Source organism: Haloplanus salinarum, from assembly GCF_009762275.1.
Taxonomy (GTDB): domain Archaea; phylum Halobacteriota; class Halobacteria; order Halobacteriales; family Haloferacaceae; genus Haloplanus; species Haloplanus salinarum.
The window spans coordinates 2,856,158-2,875,744 of the sequence record NZ_CP034345.1 but is presented as its reverse complement, the minus strand read 5'-3'; the positions used below and the strand labels follow the sequence as shown (position 1 = coordinate 2,875,744).

General features: G+C 68.0%; 16 protein-coding genes and 1 tRNA gene. 7 read left to right on the top strand and 10 right to left on the bottom strand.

Annotated features, from left to right (window positions below):
- Positions 1 to 18: 18 nt before the first annotated feature.
- Positions 19 to 2,277: an NADP-dependent malic enzyme gene (locus tag EI982_RS16180; RefSeq protein WP_157690669.1), complete on the bottom strand. Its 2,259-nt coding sequence runs from the start codon at positions 2,275 to 2,277 to the stop codon at positions 19 to 21.
- Between the two features lie 215 nt (positions 2,278 to 2,492).
- Here EI982_RS16180 and EI982_RS16175 point away from each other — a divergent pair, with 215 nt between their 5' ends.
- The gene (locus EI982_RS16175) at positions 2,493 to 3,299 is read left to right on the top strand and encodes a COX15/CtaA family protein (RefSeq protein WP_394352066.1); all 807 of its coding nucleotides are present in this window, start codon (positions 2,493 to 2,495) and stop codon (positions 3,297 to 3,299) included.
- Positions 3,300 to 3,308: 9 nt separating this feature from the next.
- On the opposite strand, the gene EI982_RS16170 is transcribed toward EI982_RS16175, so the two are convergent.
- From EI982_RS16170 to csg, 3 genes are all read right to left on the bottom strand, one after another.
- Positions 3,309 to 4,379, bottom strand: a complete 1,071-nt coding sequence (locus EI982_RS16170; protein ID WP_157690667.1) for a zinc-dependent alcohol dehydrogenase family protein — start codon at positions 4,377 to 4,379, stop codon at positions 3,309 to 3,311.
- Positions 4,380 to 4,415: 36 nt separating this feature from the next.
- A complete protein-coding gene (locus EI982_RS16165) occupies positions 4,416 to 5,867 on the bottom strand; it encodes a replication factor C large subunit (RefSeq protein WP_157690666.1) in 1,452 nt (483 codons plus the stop codon).
- 348 nt (positions 5,868 to 6,215) lie between these two features.
- Positions 6,216 to 8,693 carry an HVO_2072 family ArtA-dependent S-layer glycoprotein gene (gene csg, locus EI982_RS16160; protein ID WP_233255248.1) on the bottom strand — a complete coding sequence of 826 codons (2,478 nt, stop codon included), beginning with the start codon at positions 8,691 to 8,693 and terminating at the stop codon, positions 6,216 to 6,218.
- A gap of 795 nt (positions 8,694 to 9,488) precedes the next feature.
- Between csg and EI982_RS18535 the strand changes: the two genes are divergently transcribed.
- Positions 9,489 to 10,445, top strand: a complete 957-nt coding sequence (locus EI982_RS18535; RefSeq protein WP_199243672.1) for a hypothetical protein — start codon at positions 9,489 to 9,491, stop codon at positions 10,443 to 10,445.
- 4 nt (positions 10,446 to 10,449) lie between these two features.
- Here the strand turns inward: EI982_RS18535 and EI982_RS18955 are convergent, their stop codons facing one another.
- Both EI982_RS18955 and EI982_RS16150 read right to left on the bottom strand, forming a co-directional pair.
- Positions 10,450 to 10,578 carry a hypothetical protein gene (locus EI982_RS18955; RefSeq protein WP_257627618.1) on the bottom strand — a complete coding sequence of 43 codons (129 nt, stop codon included), beginning with the start codon at positions 10,576 to 10,578 and terminating at the stop codon, positions 10,450 to 10,452.
- A 145-nt stretch (positions 10,579 to 10,723) separates the two neighbouring features.
- Positions 10,724 to 10,875: transfer RNA gene (locus tag EI982_RS16150), tRNA-Met, on the bottom strand.
- Positions 10,876 to 11,034: 159 nt separating this feature from the next.
- On the opposite strand from EI982_RS16150, the gene EI982_RS16145 reads away from it, so the two are divergent.
- Positions 11,035 to 12,006: a DUF7115 domain-containing protein gene (locus EI982_RS16145; RefSeq protein WP_157690664.1), complete on the top strand. Its 972-nt coding sequence runs from the start codon at positions 11,035 to 11,037 to the stop codon at positions 12,004 to 12,006.
- Here the strand turns inward: EI982_RS16145 and EI982_RS16140 are convergent, their stop codons facing one another.
- The gene (locus tag EI982_RS16140) at positions 12,007 to 12,384 is read right to left on the bottom strand and encodes a DUF5830 family protein (RefSeq protein WP_157690663.1); all 378 of its coding nucleotides are present in this window, start codon (positions 12,382 to 12,384) and stop codon (positions 12,007 to 12,009) included.
- A gap of 79 nt (positions 12,385 to 12,463) precedes the next feature.
- Here EI982_RS16140 and EI982_RS16135 point away from each other — a divergent pair, with 79 nt between their 5' ends.
- Positions 12,464 to 13,102, top strand: a complete 639-nt coding sequence (locus tag EI982_RS16135) for a VTT domain-containing protein (protein WP_157690662.1) — start codon at positions 12,464 to 12,466, stop codon at positions 13,100 to 13,102.
- Here EI982_RS16135 and gpmI read toward each other — a convergent pair.
- From gpmI to EI982_RS16120, 3 genes are read right to left on the bottom strand one after another with little or no spacing between them, the layout of a single operon-like run.
- Entirely contained in the window at positions 13,088 to 14,602 is a 1,515-nt protein-coding gene (gpmI, locus tag EI982_RS16130; protein ID WP_157690661.1) for a 2,3-bisphosphoglycerate-independent phosphoglycerate mutase, read from the bottom strand. The two genes, EI982_RS16135 and gpmI, sit on opposite strands and share 15 nt — an antisense overlap.
- A gap of 44 nt (positions 14,603 to 14,646) precedes the next feature.
- On the bottom strand, positions 14,647 to 16,572 hold the full coding sequence (locus EI982_RS16125) for a coiled-coil domain-containing protein (RefSeq protein WP_157690660.1): 1,926 nt from the start codon (positions 16,570 to 16,572) through the stop codon (positions 14,647 to 14,649).
- Between the two features lie 7 nt (positions 16,573 to 16,579).
- Positions 16,580 to 17,101: a hypothetical protein gene (locus EI982_RS16120; protein ID WP_157690659.1), complete on the bottom strand. Its 522-nt coding sequence runs from the start codon at positions 17,099 to 17,101 to the stop codon at positions 16,580 to 16,582.
- 240 nt (positions 17,102 to 17,341) lie between these two features.
- Between EI982_RS16120 and EI982_RS16115 the strand changes: the two genes are divergently transcribed.
- From EI982_RS16115 to EI982_RS16105, 3 genes are all read left to right on the top strand, one after another.
- On the top strand, positions 17,342 to 17,623 hold the full coding sequence (locus EI982_RS16115; protein ID WP_157690658.1) for a hypothetical protein: 282 nt from the start codon (positions 17,342 to 17,344) through the stop codon (positions 17,621 to 17,623).
- A gap of 72 nt (positions 17,624 to 17,695) precedes the next feature.
- A complete protein-coding gene (locus tag EI982_RS16110) occupies positions 17,696 to 18,385 on the top strand; it encodes a hypothetical protein (protein ID WP_157690657.1) in 690 nt (229 codons plus the stop codon).
- 13 nt (positions 18,386 to 18,398) lie between these two features.
- Positions 18,399 to 19,553: an ATP-binding protein gene (locus EI982_RS16105; protein ID WP_157690656.1), complete on the top strand. Its 1,155-nt coding sequence runs from the start codon at positions 18,399 to 18,401 to the stop codon at positions 19,551 to 19,553.
- Positions 19,554 to 19,587 lie beyond the last annotated feature (34 nt).

The following is a 19,587-nucleotide window of genomic DNA, read 5'->3' as shown; positions in this document are numbered from 1 at the left end:
GCGTCGGCGAACGCGTGACTACGCGTCGCGTTCCTGTGCGTCGACGACGGCGACGCCCGCGAGGTTGACGATATCCTTGACCTCGTCGCCCCGCTGGAGGACGTGGACCGGTTCGTCCATCCCGACCAGCATCGGCCCGATGGCGTCGGCGCCGCCGAGCCGCTGGAGGAGCTTGTAGCCGATGTTCCCCGCCTCCAGGTTGGGGAAGATCAACACGTTCGCTGGGTCGTCGAGTTCCACGAAGTCGTAGGTGCCCTCGAGGATGTCCTCGACGACCGCCGTGTCGGCCTGCATCTCGCCGTCGACCGGGAAGTCGACGGCGGGATCCTCGCGCAACATCCGGGCGGCGCGCCGCGGTTTGCGCGTCCCCTCGTTGTCCACGCTCCCGAAGTTCGAATACGAGAGCATCGCCGCGCGCGGTTCGACGTTGAACCGGCGGGCCAACTCGCCGGTGTGGCGGCCGATCTCCGCCAACTCGGCCGCCCCGGGATCCTGGTTGACCGTGGCGTCGGCGACGAAGACCACCTGATTGCGGAAGGTGAGCATGTAGACGCCGGCCGCGTACTCGGCGTCCTCGGCCGTCCCGATCACCTGGAGCGGCGGCCGTAGCGCCGACGGGTAGTGGTGCATCAGGCCGGTCAGCATCGCGTCGGCGTCGCCCATCTCGACCATCACGCTCCCCAGGTAGTTGCCGTCGCGGACGAGTTCGTTCGCCTCGCGGCGGGTGATCCCCTTGCGCTTGCGGAGTTCGTACAGCCGGTCCGCGTAGGCGTCGAGTTCGTCCACGGCGGGGTCGACGATCTCGGGATCGAAGTCCAGTCCGAGGTCGTCCATCGCCGTCCAGATGGCCTCGCGGTCGCCGAGGAGGATCGGGTGGGCGATGCCCTGTTCGGTGATCTGGTAGGCGGCGCGGATCATCTTCTCGTCGGTCCCCTCGGCGAGGACGACCCGCTTGGGGTCGGTCTTGGCCTTGTTGAGGACGACCCGCATCATCTCGCGGGACTTGCCCAGGCGGGCTTCGAGCTCCTCGCGGTAGGTGCTGAGGTCGATGGACTTCCGGGCCGCGCCGCTCTCGATGGCCGCCTGTGCCACGGCCGGTGCCACCTCGAACATCACGCGCGGGTCGACCGGCTTGGGGAGGATATATTCGGGGCCGAACTGGAGCGGCTGATCGCCGTAGGCCTTCAGGACCGAGTCGGGGACGTCCTTGCGGGCGAGGTCGGCGAGGGCGCGGGCGGCCGCGATCTTCATCTCCTCGTTGATCTCGCGGGCACGAACGTCGAGGGCGCCCCGGAAAATGAAGGGGAAGCCGAGGACGTTGTTCACCTGATTCGGGAAGTCGGAGCGGCCGGTGCCGACGATGACGGTGTCGTCGCGGGCCTCCTTGGCCTCGTGGTATCCGATCTCCGGCTCCGGATTGGCCATCGCGAAGATGACCGGATCGGCGGCCATCGACTGCACCATCTCCGGGGAGACGATGCCGGCGACCGACAGGCCGACGAAGACGTCGGCGCCCTCCATGGCGTCGGCCAGGTCGCCGGCCGGGCGGTCGCTCGCGAACCGCGCCTTGTAGTCGTTGACCTCGCCGGCCTCGGCGCGCTCGGTCGTGATGATGCCCGAGGAGTCACACATCGTCACGTTCTCGCGGGGGACGCCGAGCGAGACGAGGAACTCGGCGGTGGCGATGGCGCTGGCGCCCGCGCCGGAGATGGCCACGTCGAGGGATTCGAGCTCCTTGTCGACGATGTCCGCGGCGTTGACCAGCCCCGCGCCGATGATGATGGCGGTGCCGTGCTGGTCGTCGTGGAAGACCGGGATCGACATCTCCTCGCGGAGGCGTTCCTCGATCTCGAAGCAGTCGGGCGCTTTGATGTCCTCGAGGTTGATGCCGCCGAAGGTCGGCTCCATCGCCCGCGTCGACCGGATGATGTCCTCGGGGTCGTCGAAGTCGAGTTCGATGTCGAAGACGTCGATGTCCGCGAAGCGCTTGAAGAGGACGCCTTTCCCCTCCATGACCGGCTTCGACGCCTGCGCGCCGATGTTGCCCAGACCGAGAACGGCCGATCCGTTCGAGATGACGCCGACGAGGTTGCCCTTCGACGTGTACTCGTAGGCGAGGTCGGGGTCCTCGTCGATGTCGGAGCACGGCGCCGCCACGCCGGGGGAGTACGCGAGGCTCAGATCCCGCTGTGTGTTCGTCGGCTTCGTCGTCGAAATCTCGATCTTCCCGGGAGGATCCTGTCGATGATACTCCCTGGCGTCGTCGTCGAGTCCCATAACCGCGACCACAGAGGGTGCGGGTAAAAAAGTATCCGAGGGGAGACGGACCGGTTCGCGGCGGCGGGACGGGCGGGCCGCGACGGCGTTCCCAACCCCTGGGCAGGTCGGACAGGTCTAAGTGCGCGTGGTTCCGAGACGCGCGCATGAGCCGCTCCATACGAGGGATCCGGGAGGCGATCAGCTTCCCCCGGTTCGCGGCGTTCACGACCGGGATGACCCTCTCGCTCGTCATGCTCGGGATCTACACCGCCGCGACCGGGTCGGGACTCGCCTGTTCGGCCCAGTGGCCGCTGTGTGACAACGGGCTGCTCCCGCAGACGATTCCGAGCTTCATCGAGTGGTTCCACCGCCTCGTCGCGATGGTGACCGGGTGGTTCATCATCGGAACCGCGCTCTGGGCCTGGCGCCGGCCGGGCCGGCGGACGCGCCTCGCGGCGACGCTCGCCGTCTGTCTCCTGCCCCTCCAGATCAGCATCGGGGCCGTGACCGTCACCCTCAACGGCCTCCTGCCGGGGGGTTACTCGGCGCCGACGCAGGGCGCCCACCTCGTCGTCGCGCTCACCATCTTCTCGTTGCTCGTCTGGACGACCCTCTCGGCGCGGACCGAGCGCGGTCCGTCGCTCCCCCGCGTCCGGAAGGCGCTGGGCGTCGCCCTCGCGGCCGTCGTCGCGAGCGTCTTCGCCAGCCGGGTCTTCACCCCCGTTCCCTACTCCCCGGCCGCACAGGCGCTGTTCTACGGGGCCGGCCTCGTCGCCGTCGCGGCGCTGCTCGCCGCGATCCGCTGGCTCGCCGCGACGACCGTTCCACACCTTCGATACGCGACCGGACTGGCCCTCCTCTCCCTCTTCGTGGGTATGCTCCTCGGTCGCGACCTGGTCTTCTACACCTCGACCGTCCGCCTGATCAACGCCGCCTGTTTCGCCCTCGCGGCGGGCACCGTGCTGGCCGCGGCGCTACTGGCCCGGCGGGCCCGACCCGACGGCCCGACCGGAGCGGTCGCCTCCACCCGGGGCGACTGACCGGCGCCGTCACGCGAACTCCGTGACTACCTCCACGCCCGTCGTCTCGTAGTCGGTCATCGCCGCCAGCCGCTCGGGGACCTCGTCGAGTGACACCTCGCGTCGAACCAGCCGCCCGGGCTCGATGGCATCCGATTCGAGCAGGCGGAGGAGTTCGTCGTACCGCGTCGGCGGCATCCCGCGAGCGCCCTTGAAATCCGCCTCCATCATCGCCATGCGCTCGACGGGGAGCGACACCTCGCCGCGCTCCTCGTCGGTCGTCAGGCCAACCTGGACGTGGGTCCCGCGCCGGCGCAGGGAGAACACCGAGTTTCGGCACGTCTCGGCCACCCCGAGGGCGTCGACGGAGACGTGGGCGCCGCCGTCGGTCGCCGAGCGCACCTCGCCGGTGACCGCGCGGCCGTCGCGCCCGTCGGCGTTCACGACCGCGTCGGCGCCGAGGTCGGTCGCCAGGTCGAGGGCCGCGTCCCGGATGTCGACGGCGACGACCCGCGCGCCAAGGGCGTCGGCGATGTGGACCGTCGAGAGGCCGACCCCGCCACAGCCGTGGACGGCGACCCAGTCGCCGCCGCCGACCTCCCCGCGTGCGGTCAGCGCGTGGAAGGCGGTCATGAACCGACAGCCCAGGGCGGCCATATCGCGGGCCGAGACGCCGTCGGGGAGAGCCATCGCGTTGTAGTCGGCGTGGGGTACGTGGACCTCCTCGGCGAAGGCGCCCTGGGCCTCCTGTTGGAAGCCGAGCGCGAGGCCGTCCTCGCAGACGTTGCCGTGGCCGCCGAGACACTGGGGGCAAGCGCCGTCGCCGAGGTTGAACGGGACGGCGACGCGGTCACCCTCGCTCACGCGCTCGACGTGATCACCGACGGCGACGACGCGACCGGCGGGCTCGTGGCCGAGGATCTGGCCGTCGGTCACGCGGTCGCCGACCCACTCGCCGTGGCCCTGCCACGCGTGCCAGTCGCTCCGGCAGACGCCACAGGCTTCGACGGCGACGACGGCGCCGTGGGGCGCCGGTTCGGGTCGGTCGACGTCGGTGATCTCCAGCGGTTCCCCGTGCTCGCGGAGGACGGCAGCTCGCATACGCGACCCCACGCCACGGTGTGACAAAAAGTGTCGTCACATGAAATCCGAGAGGCCCGCCTGCCCCTCGTCGTCGTCCGCTTCTCCGTCGGGTTCACCGTTCCCATCGTCGCCCTCGGGGTCGGCCGTCGACTCCGGCGCCGCCGTCGCGGCCGCGTCGTCGCCGTCGTCGATCCCCTCGTCTCGGGTGCCGCCGAAGGCTCCGGAGTGTTCCTCCATCTCGGACGCCCGACGTTCGTTCGCGTCCTCGACGATGCCGGCGACCTTGTTCGTCGTCTCGCCGCTCCCGGTCACGAACGACACCGCCTCGGCGTCGAAGTCGTAGTACGCCGCCATCGCCACCGTCAGGTCGCGGGGTTTGCAGTGGTGGGTCATCGCCGCGAGGAAGGGCAACACCTCGCGGCGGGCGGTCGCCATGCTGAAGCCGCCGCGTTCGGCGACCGTACGGACCACCTCGTCGGCCGTCGAGTCCGAGGAGGGCCAGAACTGCGGGCGCGAGAAGCGCGTCCACCCGCCTTTCGACCCGTCGCGGGCGGCCGCCACCCCACCGGCGAGGGCGTCGGTCGCGTACCGCCAGTAGCCGTACTCCTGGCTGGCGCGTACCCGTCCCAACCAGCGGTCGGCGTCCGCGAGAGCGTCGTACGCCCGGGCGAGTTCCGCCCCCTCGTACACCTTCGGGGCGTTCTCGGCGACCCACTTCGTCAGATCGTCTGGCGTCTCGTCGACGCGGTACGCGGACTGGATCGCCTCCTCGGCGGACTCCTCTTTCAACACCGCATCGAGGAAGGGGAAGACGTCCAACCCCCGGTCGCGGTCACCCGTCGCCACGTCGTCGACGGTCAACCGCCGGCCGTCCTCGGCGGCGGCCTGGAGGTCGTTGACCGCCGATCGGAGGTCGCCGTCGTTGACCTCCGCGATCCGGTCGAGGGCGTCGGCCTCGAACTCGATTCCCTCCCGTCGGCAGATATCGCGGAGGACGGGGACGATGGACCGGGCGGACACGTCGCGGAACTCGATCTCCCGGCAGGCGTTGCGGAGCCCCCGACTCATGTCGTAGTAGTCGTTGGCGATCAGGACGATGGGCTGGTCGGCGTCCTTCACGACGCGGGTGAGGGCACTGGCGCCCCCGCGGTCGTAGTTGCCGTGGATGTTATCCGCCTCGTCGAGGATCACGAGCTGACGGCCGCCGCCGTCGCCGCCCGTCGCACCGACGAGGGTCGTGTTCTTGGACGCCCGTCCCGCGAACCGTTCGATCACGTCGGCGGTCCGCTGGTCCGAGGCATTGAGTTCGACCGTCTCCCAGCCCATGTCCGACGCCAGCGCGTGCGCGGCGGACGTCTTGCCCACGCCCGGACTCCCGTGGACGACGACCGCCTCCCGGTGGTCGTCCCACGCCTCCGCCCACTCGGCCAGCGCGTCACGGGCCTTGTCGTTCCCCCGGACGGCCGACAGCGTCGACGGCCGGTACTTCTCCGTCCAATCTACCATCACCGGAGGAAGGGCGGAAGCGCGTTTAGTGGTTGCGGAGCACCCCGCGAGTCCGACCCTCGACTCGCTCTGTCGTGTGACTGTCACCCACACATTTATGAATGATGGCTGACGACTTCACCGTGGCCGCGGCCCACCTCCCCCCACTCACGACTGGCATCCCAGTTCGAACGCGACATCGTCGTCGTTCAGGGCCGCGGTTGCGTTTTTGACGTGTTCGACGTCCAGCCCCTTCCGGCGTTCGATTACGTCCGTCCCGGACGGCATCGACGGCGCCGTCGCTGTGTGTATAGCGTCGATAAAAGAGACCGCGTCGGGTGACCGCTTTCGGCGGTCAGTCGTGATCAGTTAGTCGCGCCGAGTGGCCAGCAGTGCGGCCGCGAGCAGCGCGATGACCGCGACGATGGCGCCGAAGCCGGGGCCGCCGCCCTCGGTGGGCGTCGGCGTGTCGGTCGGTTCGGCGGTCGCCGTGTCCGTCGGCTCGGGCGTTGCCGTGGCCGTCGGTTCGGGCGTTGCCGTCTCAGTCGGCGTCGGTTCCGGCGTCTCCGTCGGTTCCGGCGTCGCCGTCTGGACGTTCTGGACGATCTCTACGGTGACGATGTCCGTGTTCTCACCGTCGTCGGCTTCGAGGTCGTACGTCCCCGTCTGGACGTCCTCGAGCTCGATGGTGGTCGACCACGTGCCGTCGTAGGACCATTCGTCGGTCGTCGACAGCGCGACCGAGTCGCCCTCGGTCGTCAGCAGTTCGGCCGTGATCGAGTTGTCGTCCGGACGGAGGTTCGTCTGGCCTTCGACGACCATCGTGTCGTCGACTCCGACCGGGTTGACGCCCGAGGCTTCCATGCCTTCGGGGTAGACGTTCTGGATCGTCGACTGCGCGTCGGCGTACCGGAACGTCGAGGTGACCATCCGGTCGTCGCTCGCGACTGCTTCAGTCGTGTTGTCCACGATCCGGGCACGGACCTGAGCGCCCGTCAGCGTGCCGTCGCTCGGCACGATGTCGTCGACAACGTCCGTGTCCGTGTTGCCGTAGTTGCCGTCACGACCCGGGAACAGGACGTGGACGCTGACACTCTGGGAGCCCTGGACGTTGTTGATCGTGACCTCGTCCTCCGAGAACGTGTTGTCGTCGTCCACGGAGATGTCCGTGGTGTAGGTGTTGCCACGGTCGCCGACGAAGATCACGTCGACGTTACTGGCACCGAACGCGGTGCCCGAGATGTTGACCGTCGAGTCGGTCGTCGAGACCTGCCCGCCCACGGTCTTGACGTTGGCCGTCAGTTCCGTGTCGGTCACACGCAGGGACATCTGCGTGCTCGTATTCGTGTTGAACTCCGAGGTCGTCAGGTCGTCGGTCACGTCCTGGTTGAGTCCGTCGACGTCGAGCGCGCCGAAGCGGTAGGTGCCCGGCTGGCTCAGGATATCGCTGTCCTCCGAGAGGACGATGTCTTCCTCTTCGAAGGTGCCGTCAGCGTCGACGGTGAGCGTGTCCTCCCCGTCGATCGGGACGTGTTCGTAGTTGTTGTTCCGGCGGGCGTAGAAGGCGACTTCGTCGATGCCTTCCGAGGCCGTGCCGTTGATGTCGACTTCGCTGCCGACGACGTAGGTGCCGCCGGGCGACTCGATGGTGAGGTCGCCTTCGTTGACGGTGAGGGTCTGCTCGTCGTCCTCACCCTCCTGATCGGTGTTGCTGCCGATCTCGAAGGGAACCTGAGTCGAGGCGTTGTACAGCGTGAGGTCGACGTCCGAGTCGTCGAGGTACTGCGTTTCGACCTGACCGACGCCGACACCGGTGTCGTCGTCGATGGTGATGTTCGCGTACGCGTAGTCGATGGTGCCGGAGACTCCGGTCGAGTCCGCAACCGAGCGGTTGACCGCAGTGTCACCGGAGTTGTTCACGAAGCCGACTTCGCCCGTGTCGCCAACCTGGCGGAAGATGCGCGCGGCGTTCTCCGCAGTCAGGGTGTCGTCACGGAAGTCGTCGGACTCGATGATGACCGTGTGGGTGTCACCGGCGTCCGAACCCTGGATCTCGAAGCGGACGTCCTCGCCGCGAGTGACTTCGTCCGAGTCGAGCACGAGGTTCGCGTCGTCGTCACCGGTGACGGTGATGGTCGTGGACTGGGACGCCTCACCGAAGCCGAGGTCGTCCGTGCCAGCGAGGGAGATCGTGTAGGTGCCGGTACCCGTGTTCGCGAGGTCGATCGGGTAGGCGACTTCGTTGTCGGAGATGTCGCCACCGCGATCGCTACCATCATCGGTCGTGTACTCGGTCCCGCGGTCGCCGGCCGACCGGACGGGACTGTTGGACGGGTTGACGTTGTCGTCGACGACGTCACCGGTCACGTCGAGACCGGAGTCGTCCTCGACGGTCAGTTCGAGGTCCTCGGCGTTCTGGTAGTTCCAGGCGCCGATGACCGTCAGGTTACCAGCACCGCTACCGTCGCTACCGGAGCTCGGACTGGTACCTTCCGCGACCGAGCCGCCGGCGATGTCGTTGAGGTTGCTGTTCAGGACGTCCAGCGTGGTGACACGCGGCGTCTGGACAGTGACGTTGTTGTTGCCGTTGTCACTGTAGCGACCGGTGGACTGGCTCTGGGGGATGTTCGGCGTTTCGAGCGGAACACCCTCGTCGTTCCCGGCGACCTTGGTCGGCGTGCCGGAGAAGCTGTCACCCAGGAAGACGTCGGACTCGCCCTGGAAGACCGTCGCACCGGGGAAGATGTAGCCTTCACCGTCCGCGGTGTTGAAGTTGCCAGTGCCGTCCGCGTTACCGGCACGGTTGTCGTCACCGCCGCCGGAGACGTAGTCGAAGGAAGCACTCACCTGAGAGGAACCACCGACCGTATCATCGATGTCGATAGACCGGGCGCCACCAGAAGTAGTGGCCACACCTGTCGTATCAACGTCGACAACCACTTGGAGCGTATCCGTGGCGTCACCGCTGCTTGCACCACTTTCGGTGATGCCAACTTCAATAGTGCCCCCGTTGTTGGTACTATTGTTGGCGGACAGGTCCGTAGACCCAGTGAAATTTGCGCTTTCGAGGGAATTCACCGAGTACTCGCCTGTATCGAGGGTGAAGTCCACCGTATCTGTACTGTCATTGGTAGCCGTCACATCGACCTCAATGGTCTGTGTCGTGCTGCTCGCTCCGACAACAACGTCCGTTGCGGACGCGTTGCTAAGACCAGATGAGGTCACACCTGCAGCAGCCGTCCCCGACAGCGCCACGGTACCAGCGAAGACGCTGAATACCATGAGCGCAGCAAGGACGACCGCGCGAGCTTTCTTGTTATAGTCTGTCATTTTTTTGCGTTGTTGATCTGCACCGCAGTGACAGTCCGGAGGTCGGTCCTCTTTCGTGCCGGTTCGTGATCTTGCCATCCGGGTGGACAGCGCGACCACTGGTAGGGGTACGGGCACTTCTTTATCCAAGTCTGGTATATGTTTTGTGGTATTGTCGTATGTGTCAGACGTTCTCAGAGAAGGGCGAAATCGGGGACGGGACGGCGGTCGGCGCGGTCGTGATCACCGTTCGTGTTCGACGGACCCGAACCACGAACGGGAGCGCGACGGCGGACCGGACACCATTTATGTCGGGGGAGCGGAGGACGACGTATGCGACGCCGCGCGTTCCTCGCTTCGGCCGGAATCGCCGCCCTCGCGGGCTGTTCGAACGGCGACGGTCCGAACGACACGACGCCGACCGGGACCGAGACCGGGACCGAAACCGGGACGGGAAGCGGCTCCGCGGAGTTCGAGTTCCTCGGGGTCGAGGCAGCCGACCAGGTCTCGATCAACGTCCCGACCACCTTCGGGTTCGGCGTTCGTAACGTCGGCTCGGCGGAGGGGACGTTCACCGCGACCCTGGAGACGAGACGGGCCGGCGAGGAGTGGACACAGGCAAGCGAGATCGAGATGTCCCTCGCTGCCGGCGAGACGGGCGAGTGGCACAGCCCCCGGTTCGCGCTCAACTATCTCGACACCTACGAGTTCCGGCTCCCGGCCGTCGACGAGACGTGGTCGATCGAGACGATGCCACGACGGCTGGATTTCGGCAACTACTACGCCGTCCCGACGGGGCTGTACATCAACGTCCTCGGCGGATCGTTCGAGGCGGAGTATCCGACCAGCGACGAAACGACGAACGCCACGGCGACCCCCACCAACGGGACCGCGACGCCCGAACCGACCCCCACCAACGGGACCGCGACGCCCGAACCGACCCCCACCAACGGGACCGCGACGCCCGAACCGACCCCGACGCCGAGCACGCCGAGTCCCGACGAGGGGGATATCTGGGCGGTCATGCGCATCGACGTGCGGAACCGCCTCCAGGAGCCACAGTCCACGCCCGATCCCTCGGAGTTCGTCCTCGAGATCGAGGGCGAGCGCCGACCACAGCACCAGGAGGTCAGCGACGACCCCTACGACGGCGGGGAGCTGGCGGCCCGAACCGTCGAACGGGGCGACCTCGTGTACGCCGTCCCCGAGGGGACGCGTGCACGCGACGTCACGTTGTGGTGGGAGTCGTCGCTCCCGGGCGGCGACGTGAGATCGATCTGGACGAAGTAGGCGATCAGGGGAGGGCGGCGACGGCACAGCCGGCCATCGCGACGAGCAACAGCGCGGTCGACAGCGCTTCGACCATGCAGCCGACGGGCGAGAGCACGTGAAAGACGTCACGAAGGGTGATCTCTATTTGCATTTTCGTATTCCAAACGACGATTGTATCTCGATGTTTTAGAGTTTGACGCTCCAATTCTAACTATTTATTGTATTCGTGGGCGAAAAACGTTACATACTTCTTCCGATATCGTGGACGTCGCTGTCCGAGTGAGAACGGGAAGGAGTGCCCGGGGTGGGCTCCGAACCCACGATCTCCGCATATCCCAGGTACGAGGCTCGGCGGGCCTCACGGGATCGGGAGGCTTCCAAGGCGTATCCGCACCGAAGCTCGAATACCCTATGAGTGCGGCGCTATGTCCAGCTAAGCCACCCGGGCGCACTCACTCGTAGGCAAATCGTCCCCTTGAAGCTTCCCATATCGGTCCACCTCTCGGGGACGGAGTGGCGGCGGCTGGTTCGGGGCGGGAGGGGCGACGACCGCCGCCAGCGACGGACAGCCGGCAGAATTATCATCCGCGGGGGGAACACTCCGTCCATGAGTTTGCCGGAGATCGTCCAGTCTAGCCTCGACGGCGAGTCCGTGGCGGCTCGGGTCGGACTCGGCGGCGAGGACCTGCTTCTCGTGACGCCGACGCGGACGCTCGTCTACCGGGCCGAGGGCCTCCTCTCGGACGAGGCGGTCGAGGAGTTCCCGCACGACGCCGAACACGTCGGCGTCTCGGAGGGGCGACGGAAGGCCGAGATCACCCTCGATTACGGCCTCGACGGCGAGCGGACGTTCTCGGTCCCGACGAAGCAACTCGACCAGGTGATCCACCCGGTGCTCGCGGGCGTGTTGAACGCCCGGGGCGTAACCGACACCGGCGAGACGGTGAAACAGACCTACCGCTTCAGCGAACTCACCATCGTCGTCACGAGCGCGCGATTGGTGCGTCACATCGGCGAGGCCGTCTGGGACGAGGAGTACGACGAGTACCACTTCGACGACGTGACCGACCTCGATTTCGAGGAGGGGAGCGTCGCCACGTCGGTCGTCATCACCGTCGGCGGGCGACAGGAGCGGTTCAAGGCGCCGAACGATCAGGCGCGGGCGCTTCGCGAGGGGCTCGTCGAGGCCGTGTGTACGCACCACGGCGTCGACGGCCTCGACGACCTCCGGGCGGCCACGGCGACCGACGACGAGGACGACGAGGCCGAGGAGACGGTATCGTTCGGCGAGGGGCCGGCGCCGCTGGGATCGAGCGACGGTGCGAATGTGGACGAGGGCGAGGAGAGCGAGGACGAGTCGGCGGCGACGACCGGCGCGGCGGACACCGCACCCGTCGGCGAGGGTAAAGAGAGCGGGTTCGACGACTCCGGCTTCCAGTCCGCCGGCGTCGTGGACGACCCCGCGGTCGCGCGGGAACTCGCCGAACTCCGCGAGGCGGTGGAGGCCCAGAACGAGCGCCTCGAACGGCAGGAGCGGACGATCCAGCAGTTGATCGAGGAACTCAGACAGGGCCGGTAGCTACTCCCGGCCGAGCACTTTTCGCACGCAGGAGGAGCCGAAGGGGCCGAGTTCGCCGGCGTCAAGCCGGACGAAGTGGCCGGTCGAGAGCGACGCGCCACAGCGCCGACAGTCGAAGTCGCCCTCGCGCGAGACGACGTCGCGTTCGAAGCTGACGTAGCCGCCGCGGCGGACGCGGATCCGGCCGTCCTCGCGTTCGAGGATGCCTCGCAGTTCGGCCTCGTCGAGGATCCGCCGCACGAGCGCCGGATCGGTCGTCACCGTCTCGATCCGGTCGACGGCCGCCGGGAGCGGCAACTGCTCGTGTTCGAGGTTCGCGAGCAGATCGAGCGCGAGTTCGACGCGCTCCTTCCGGGGGGTGCGGTCCGACTCGGTCACGACCGCCCGTTCGACGGCCCTCGTCAAGAACGTCCCGACGAAGGACAACGCGTTTGGGGCGGGACGACGACCGGAGCGTATGGACCGCCGGATGCGGCTCGTCGCCGGCGCGGGGCTGTGCTCGCTCGTCGCCGTCCTCGCGTGGGCGAGTTCGCCGGCGTGGGCGCTCGGCCGCCTGGCGTGGGTGGCGGCCGATCCGCTGCGCCTGACGGCCGCGCTCGTCGTCGTCGCCGCCGTCCGGCCGCTGTTCGCGTGGCCGACGACGTTGCTCGCCGTCGTCGCCGGCTACGGCCTGGGACTCGCTGGGCTTCCCCTCGCGCTCGCGCTCGTAGTCCTGACGAGCCTCCCTCCCTACTGGCTCGCCGGGCGCGGCGTCCGGGAGGGGCGGCTCACGGCCGCGGGCGAGCGACTGGTCGCGGAGACGGGCGACCTGCGGAGCGTCGTCGGGAGTCGGCTCCTGCCGCTCCCCTCCGACGTCGTCTCGGCCGGCGCGGGCGTGGCGGGGGTCGCCCCGGGGACGTTCGCGCTCGGCACCGCCGTCGGCGAGGTACCGTGGGTGGCGGCCGGCGTCGTGGCGGGCGACTCGTTCGCGACGCTGGAGACGGCGTCGCTGTCGGCGGCGATGGATCCCCGCGTGGTCGTCGGCGCGGCGCTCCTCGCGGCGCTCGCCTTCGCTGGGCCGGCGTACCGCCTGATCGCCGGCTCAGTCGAGCAGTGACTCGCCGGTCATCGCCGCCGGACGCTCGACGCCGGCGAGTTCGAGCAGCGTCGGCGCCACGTCACACAGGGAGCCGCCGGTCCGGATGCGTCGACCGCCCGAGGGGTCGTCGCCGGGCGCGAGGTAGACGACCGGAACCGGGTTGGCCGTGTGGGCGGTGTGGGGATCCTCGGGGGTCCCCATGTCGTCGGCGTTGCCGTGGTCGGCGGTGACGAGGACGTCCCCGCCGGCGGCGTGGACGGCCTCGACGAGGCGAGCCAGCTGGGCGTCGACGGCCTCGACGGCCGCGACGGCCGCCTCGAAGTCGCCCGTGTGACCGACCATGTCGGGGTTGGCGTAGTTCAACACGAGCACGTCGGGGTCGTCGCGCTCGATGTGGTCGACGGCGGCGTCGGTGACCGCGGCGGCGCTCATCTCGGGGCGCTCGTCGTAGGTCGACACGTCCGGGCTCTCGACGATCCGGCGTGTCTCGCCCTCGAAGGCCACCTCGCGGCCCCCGTTGAGGAAGTAGGTGACGTGGGCGTACTTCTCGGACTCGGCGATCCGCAGTTGGGTCCGGCCGGCGCCGGCGAGCGCCTCGCCGAGCGTTCCCGCCGGTTCGAACGGCGGGAAGGCGACGGGGAACTCGAAGCGCTCGTCGTACTCGGTCATCGTGACGAGGTGGGTCTCCGGGGGGTCGACGGGGTCGGGCCACGCCGGGTCGACGGCCGCGAGCATCCGGACGAGCTGGCGGGCGCGGTCGGCCCGGAAGTTGGCGAAGACGACGGCGTCGCCGTCCCGGAGCGGCGGCCCTCCCTCCACCAGCGTCGGCTCGACGAACTCGTCGGTCTCGTCGCGGTCGTAGGCAGCCGCGACGGCGTCGACGGCCGTCGGCGCGGCGTGCTCGGCCTCCCGTTCGACGATGGCGTCGTACGCGCGCCGAGTCCGCGTCCAGTTCTCGTCCCGGTCCATCGCGTAGTACCGGCCGATCACCGTCGCCACGTCGCCGGTGCCGTGGTCGTCGACGGCAGCTTCGAGCGCCCCGAGGGCGTCGACGCCGGCCGTCGGCGGCGTGTCGCGGCCGTCGGTGAAGGCGTGAGTGACCGCCTCGACGTCGTGTCTGGCGGCGAACTCGATCAGGGCGTGGAGGTGTCGCTGGTGGGAGTGGACCCCGCCGTCGCTGACCAGGCCCAGCAGGTGGAGCCGTCCGCCCGTGGTCCGGACGTGGTCGACCGCCCCGCGGAGGGCGTCGTTCTCGAAAAAGGAGCCGTCGTCGATGGCGTCGTGAATGCGCGCCAGCGGTTGCGTGACCACCCGACCGGCGCCGATATTGAGGTGACCGACCTCGCTGTTGCCCATCTGGCCGTCGGGCAGGCCGACCCGTCGGCCGGAGACGTCGAGGGTACCCGAGGCCCCCGTGGCGAGAAAGCGGTCGAACGTCGGCGTGTCGGCGGCTGAGACGGCGTTGCGGCCCGGGCCGTCGAGGCCCCATCCGTCGAGGATGACCAGCGCGGCGTCCATGTCCGGAGCGAGGCCGCCGCCGGTTAACTACCTGTTGAATCGGGTCAGTGCAGGTCGAGCGTCAGCCCGAACTCGTCGAGGTAGAACTGCTCGCCGACGCCCTCGTCCGCCAGGTCGTTGAACGCCTGCTTCACGACGTGGGGGTCGTACCCCGCCTCGCGGACGTCCGCCAGGGTGACGGAGTCGGCGGTCACGTCGTCGACGTACGTCTCGCGGACGTGGTCGACACACGCGGCCACGCGCTCGGCGGTCACCGGCGGTTCGAACAGCGCGGCGTTGTCCGCGACCACCGGGTCGGTCTCGTCGTAGTAGAGGGTCCCGTCCTGGAGGTCGACCAGACAGAGGCTCAAGCGCCGGCTGAACCGGCTGCCGCCGTCGCCGTCGCCGCCGGCGACCTGTCGGCGGGCGCGCTCGGACCATCCCGTCGGCGACGCCACCGCGAGGAGGTAGTGGTAGCCCTCGCGTTCGGCCTCGTAGACGACGGGGTTGACCACGTCGAGCAGTCGGTCGACGTCGGCCGGCGCGGCGTCGAAGCCGGCGCGGACGTGGGCGTCGAGGTTGCTGATCACCTGCGCCTCGATCACGAGCGTCGGATCGCGCGAGAGGCCGAGGTACCGCTCGTCGGTGACCTCGTACCGCGCACAGCGGTTGTGCGGATACCGTTCCGGGTCCTCGTCGTCGGGGAGGAGGTCGAGCAGGCGGGCCCGGTCCGTGCGCCGCTCGCTGCGGTCCTCCCAGTAGCCGTCGGGGACGTCCCGCGACCCGTCGGGCGTGTGGACGACCGACGCCTCGTGCATCGAGATGTCGAACCGGCCGAGGTAGTCCATCTCGAACAGCCGGGCCATCGGGGTCGTCACCACGTCGTCGCCGCCCTCGGGGTCGTCGTCGCCGACGGCGGCCTCCAGGTCGGCCCGCCGCTCGTCGAGGCGCTCGCTCTCGGCGGCCAACTGCTCGCGTTCGCGTTCGAGGCGGCGGACCTCCGCCTCGATGCGCTCGTGCTGGGCGTCGAGGTCCGACAGTTCGTCGTCGAGGATGGCCGAGGCCTCCTCCCGGACGGCCTCGCGGGCGGCCTCCTTCGTCTCCTCCCGGACGGATTCGAGGCTCGACGCCTGTGCCTCCAGGTCGGCCTTGAGTTCCTTCACCTGCTCGACCTGCGCGGCGAGTTCGGCCATCGCCTCGCCGCTGCGATCGGTGTATCGCTCGATCCGGGTCTCGGCGCTCGCGTCGGCCGAGGGGTCGAGGAGGGCGGCCTCGAGTTCGCGGAACTCCCCGCGCAGGTCGCCGTCGATCCGTTCGGAGAGGTCGGCGAGGCCGGACTCCAGTTCCTCACTCACGCGCTCGCGTTCGCGCTCGGCCTCGCCCACCGCGGTGATCGCTTCCTCGATGGTCTCGACCGTGTGGACGAGTCCCTGGGTCTCGACGTAGACGAAGAAGCCCTGTCGGATCTTCTCCCGGCGCTCCTCGTAGCGCTCGATCAGTCGCTCCATCACGTCGCGCTGGACGTCCGGATCCTCCAGCAGGTCGTCCAGGTCGCTGAGTTGCGTGGCGGTGTACTCGGTCACGAGTTCGTACACCTCGCCCTCCATCCGGCGGACGCGGGTGGCGATCTGTTCCTCGGAGAGCGCGTCGAACTGTTTGTACCGCTCGAAATCGACGACCGCCTGGAGTTCGGCGTCGACGAAATCGCCCGCCATGGCGGGCGGAACGCCGCCGTCGTCGTAGAAACTCGCCGCCACGAAGAGCCTGGCGAGGCGGAACTCGCTGCGAATGCGGTCCTCCTCGGCGCCGGTGAAGAAGTCCGGACACTCCGCGGTGAACTCGAAGACGAAATCCTCCTCGTCGGCCTTGAGTTCGTTGTACCGCTCGATGCGGGCGCGCTCCGACAGCCGTTCGAGCGCGGCCAAGTCCTCGTTCAGCACGCGATCCTTCGTGTGGGTCAGCTCCCTGTATCGCTCCTTGCAGTTGCTCATGCGTGGGTCAACTCCGCTGGCTCGCCGCGTAGTCCGTCAGTTCGGTCTCGAAGAACTCCGCCAGGAACGACGGCGCGTCCGAGTAGCCCCTGATCCGGAGCCGCACCGTCGTCCCGTCGTCCGCCTCGTCGAGTTCGTAGGCCGCCGTCGCCCGCCCCTTCTTCGTGTACATCTCGTACTCGTTGTGCGCCGCCGACTGGAGGACCGCCTTCTTCTTCGAGAGCATGTACTCGACGAACGACTCGACGGCGTCCGGCTCCGCGGGCACGGTGCGTTCGACGGTCCGCGTCGTCGGCGACACCTCCGCGCCGCTCTCCTCCAGCCGGTAGGCTCGAATCCGCTCCTCGGGGACCTTCGAGATGAGCCGCTCGTAGAGGCTGTCGTGGTCGACGTCGGCGGCGAGTCGAACCACCCCTTCCGGCCGACGCAACTCGCCTTCGGACCAGTTGTTGAAGAGATACTCGACGCGCTTTCGCTCGGCGTCGTCCGCGTAGTCGACGACGTAGAGGTACGACGGCTCGTCGGTCATCGACGGGACGCGACGATGGGGGGATCACCACACGCCCTTCCGACGCGCGGGCTCTCGACGGGGTCACTCACTGTCGGTCACGCTCGTTCGAACGTGTCGGACCCGAACCATTAAAGTGTTTCTCCGAGTGGGTTTCGATAGATAGTCTCCACTATGGAGAAACGATGTTGCTCCTGATGGGAGAAAAGTTTAAGTCAATAGATATGGACATTCATCGTGAACGTCGAGGGAACACGATACATGGCACCTGTGCACTGGCTGTCCGCCGGCGTACTCGCACTCAACGTCGTCATCGGCGTCGCGCTCGTGTTGGGCGTCTTCATGTTCATGGAGCGTCGCATCCAACTGGGCGCGTTCGGGGGCCTCTTCGCGGGGGCGGCCGTCATCTACGTCGAGGCGACGATAGGGGAGCAGCTACTCCGAGTTAGTGTCGGCGAGATGAAAATTCTCGTCCTCGCGGCGGCGTTCGGCGCGGTACTGGGCGTCGTCGGAACGGTCTTGACGGTCAAGCCGGAGCTATGAGCGACCGTCGCGCCGGCTAGGGGGCATCGTGCGGAGAAAGTATCATGACGGTACCACAACGAAACACGAATCATGGAAGTTCGAAGCTGGGTCAAAGAGAAGTTCGGCACCACCGATCAGACGCTGTTGAGCACCGAGGTCTACTCCGACAAGGACCTTCGGCGTGACAAGATCAAGCTGGAGCGCCAGCGCAACCGCATCGAGGGGGAGATCGAGGAGCATCGGACCAAGTACAAGAAGCTGGTGAAGGAGGCCGCCGGCGAGGACGAAATGCGAAAGCAGGTGCTGGCGAAGAAGGCGAAAAACCAGAAGAAGCAGTACCAGCTCAAACAGAAGAAGTACCAGAAGACCTCGATGAAGTACGGGACGCTCCTCTCCATCGAGGGGGCCCGGGAGCTACTGGCGGAACAGGGGAGCAACACGAGCCCGGATCTCGCCATCGACGACGTGATGGACCAGGATCTCCAAGTCGACGAGTTCGAAGCCAAGATGGAGGAGAAGATGGTCGAGTTCGACATGGAGGTCGACATGATGGACCGCATCCAGGGGAGCCTGGATTTCAACTTCACCTCCAGCGACATGTCGATGGACTCCGACGACGACGTCATGGGCACCATCGAGGACCTCGAGGAGGACCAACTCGACGAGGAGGAGATCGACATCGAGGACGACACCAGCGTCTCGGCCAGCGCCGAGGCGTCGGTCGACGTCCAGGCGGAGGAGATCGACATCGAGGACGACATGAGCGAACACGGGCTCTGATCGCCCGCCGACCATGGACGAGAGCATCCAGCGGGACATCCTCCAGGACCGGTACGAGAAGTACCGCACGAAGGCGGACGAACTCAGATCACAGGGAGACGCCGAGGAGGCGGCGGCGTACTACGAGCGGTGTGCCGACGCGATGGCGGATCTGGCCGAGACCGAATCCAACGAGTCGCTGGCCAAGAAACGCCGGAACCTCGCGCAGAACCTCTCGACCGTCGCGGAGAAACTCCGGGAGTCGGGGACCGTCGAGGCGGACGTCGCGGACGGTCGGGACGGTGTCCCATCCGGCGACCGGGACGCGGCCGCCGACGCCGGGGAACCGACGGCGGACGCGGACGCGGACGCGGCGGCGGTCGCGGAGGCCAGCGAGTACCTGGAGTCCCCGCCGGATCTCGACTTCGAGGACGTGGGGGGGATGCACGACCTGAAGCGGACGCTCCGGGACAAGGTGATCGACCCGCTGGAGCGGTCGGAGCTGTACGCGGAGTACGATCTCGGCGTGGTCAACGGCGTCATGCTGTACGGCCCCCCGGGAACCGGGAAGACGCACATCACGCGGGCGCTGGCGGGTAAACTCGGCTACAACTTCGTCGACGTCGAACCCAACGACATCACGAGTTCGCTGGTGGGCGAGGCGGCGGACAACGTCGCCGAACTCTACGACGTCGCCCGCGACAACCAGCCCTGCCTGGTCTTCGTCGACGAGGTGGACGCGCTGATGCCGTCCCGCAGCGGCGGGTCACAGAAGACCCAGAGCGAGCGCCAGATGGTCAACCAGTTCCTCACGGAGTTGACCGAGTGTCGGGGCGAGGACGTCATCACGGTGACGGCGACCAACATCCCCGACGAGGTGGACGGCGCGGCGACGAGCCGGTTCCAGGAGCGGATCGAGGTCCCGCCGCCGGACGCCGAGGCCCGCGAGGCCATCCTCCGGGTCCACCTCCGGGACCGGCCGGCGCTCCCGGACGAGATCGACTGGGATCGGATCCGGCGGCTGAGCGAGGGGTACTCGGGGCGCGACCTGGAGGTCGTCGCCGACGACGCCGCCCGCAGGGCGCTCCAGGAGGCGGTCGACGCCGACGAGATCCAGCATATCCGTCAGGAGCACGTCGAGACGGCACTCGAGGAGACCGAACCGAGCCTCGACCACTGGGACGGCTAGCCGGCGGGCGAATGCCGCGGGTCGACAGGCGGCA

What these genes read in the sequence shown, in the direction of transcription:
- EI982_RS16105 (WP_157690656.1), top strand. Translation starts at nt 18,399, where the DNA reads ATGGACGAGAGCATCCAGCGGGACATCCTCCAGGACCGGTACGAGAAG.
- EI982_RS16175 (WP_394352066.1), top strand. Translation starts at nt 2,493, where the DNA reads ATGACCCTCTCGCTCGTCATGCTCGGGATCTACACCGCCGCGACCGGG.
- EI982_RS16125 (WP_157690660.1), bottom strand. Translation starts at nt 16,572, where the DNA reads ATGAGCAACTGCAAGGAGCGATACAGGGAGCTGACCCACACGAAGGAT.
- EI982_RS16165 (WP_157690666.1), bottom strand. Translation starts at nt 5,867, where the DNA reads ATGGTAGATTGGACGGAGAAGTACCGGCCGTCGACGCTGTCGGCCGTC.
- EI982_RS18535 (WP_199243672.1), top strand. Translation starts at nt 9,489, where the DNA reads ATGCGACGCCGCGCGTTCCTCGCTTCGGCCGGAATCGCCGCCCTCGCG.
- EI982_RS16110 (WP_157690657.1), top strand. Translation starts at nt 17,696, where the DNA reads ATGGAAGTTCGAAGCTGGGTCAAAGAGAAGTTCGGCACCACCGATCAG.
- EI982_RS16135 (WP_157690662.1), top strand. Translation starts at nt 12,464, where the DNA reads ATGGACCGCCGGATGCGGCTCGTCGCCGGCGCGGGGCTGTGCTCGCTC.
- EI982_RS16120 (WP_157690659.1), bottom strand. Translation starts at nt 17,101, where the DNA reads ATGACCGACGAGCCGTCGTACCTCTACGTCGTCGACTACGCGGACGAC.
- gpmI (WP_157690661.1), bottom strand. Translation starts at nt 14,602, where the DNA reads ATGGACGCCGCGCTGGTCATCCTCGACGGATGGGGCCTCGACGGCCCG.
- EI982_RS16170 (WP_157690667.1), bottom strand. Translation starts at nt 4,379, where the DNA reads ATGCGAGCTGCCGTCCTCCGCGAGCACGGGGAACCGCTGGAGATCACC.
- EI982_RS18955 (WP_257627618.1), bottom strand. Translation starts at nt 10,578, where the DNA reads ATGCAAATAGAGATCACCCTTCGTGACGTCTTTCACGTGCTCTCGCCC.
- EI982_RS16180 (WP_157690669.1), bottom strand. Translation starts at nt 2,277, where the DNA reads ATGGGACTCGACGACGACGCCAGGGAGTATCATCGACAGGATCCTCCC.
- EI982_RS16115 (WP_157690658.1), top strand. Translation starts at nt 17,342, where the DNA reads ATGGCACCTGTGCACTGGCTGTCCGCCGGCGTACTCGCACTCAACGTC.
- EI982_RS16145 (WP_157690664.1), top strand. Translation starts at nt 11,035, where the DNA reads ATGAGTTTGCCGGAGATCGTCCAGTCTAGCCTCGACGGCGAGTCCGTG.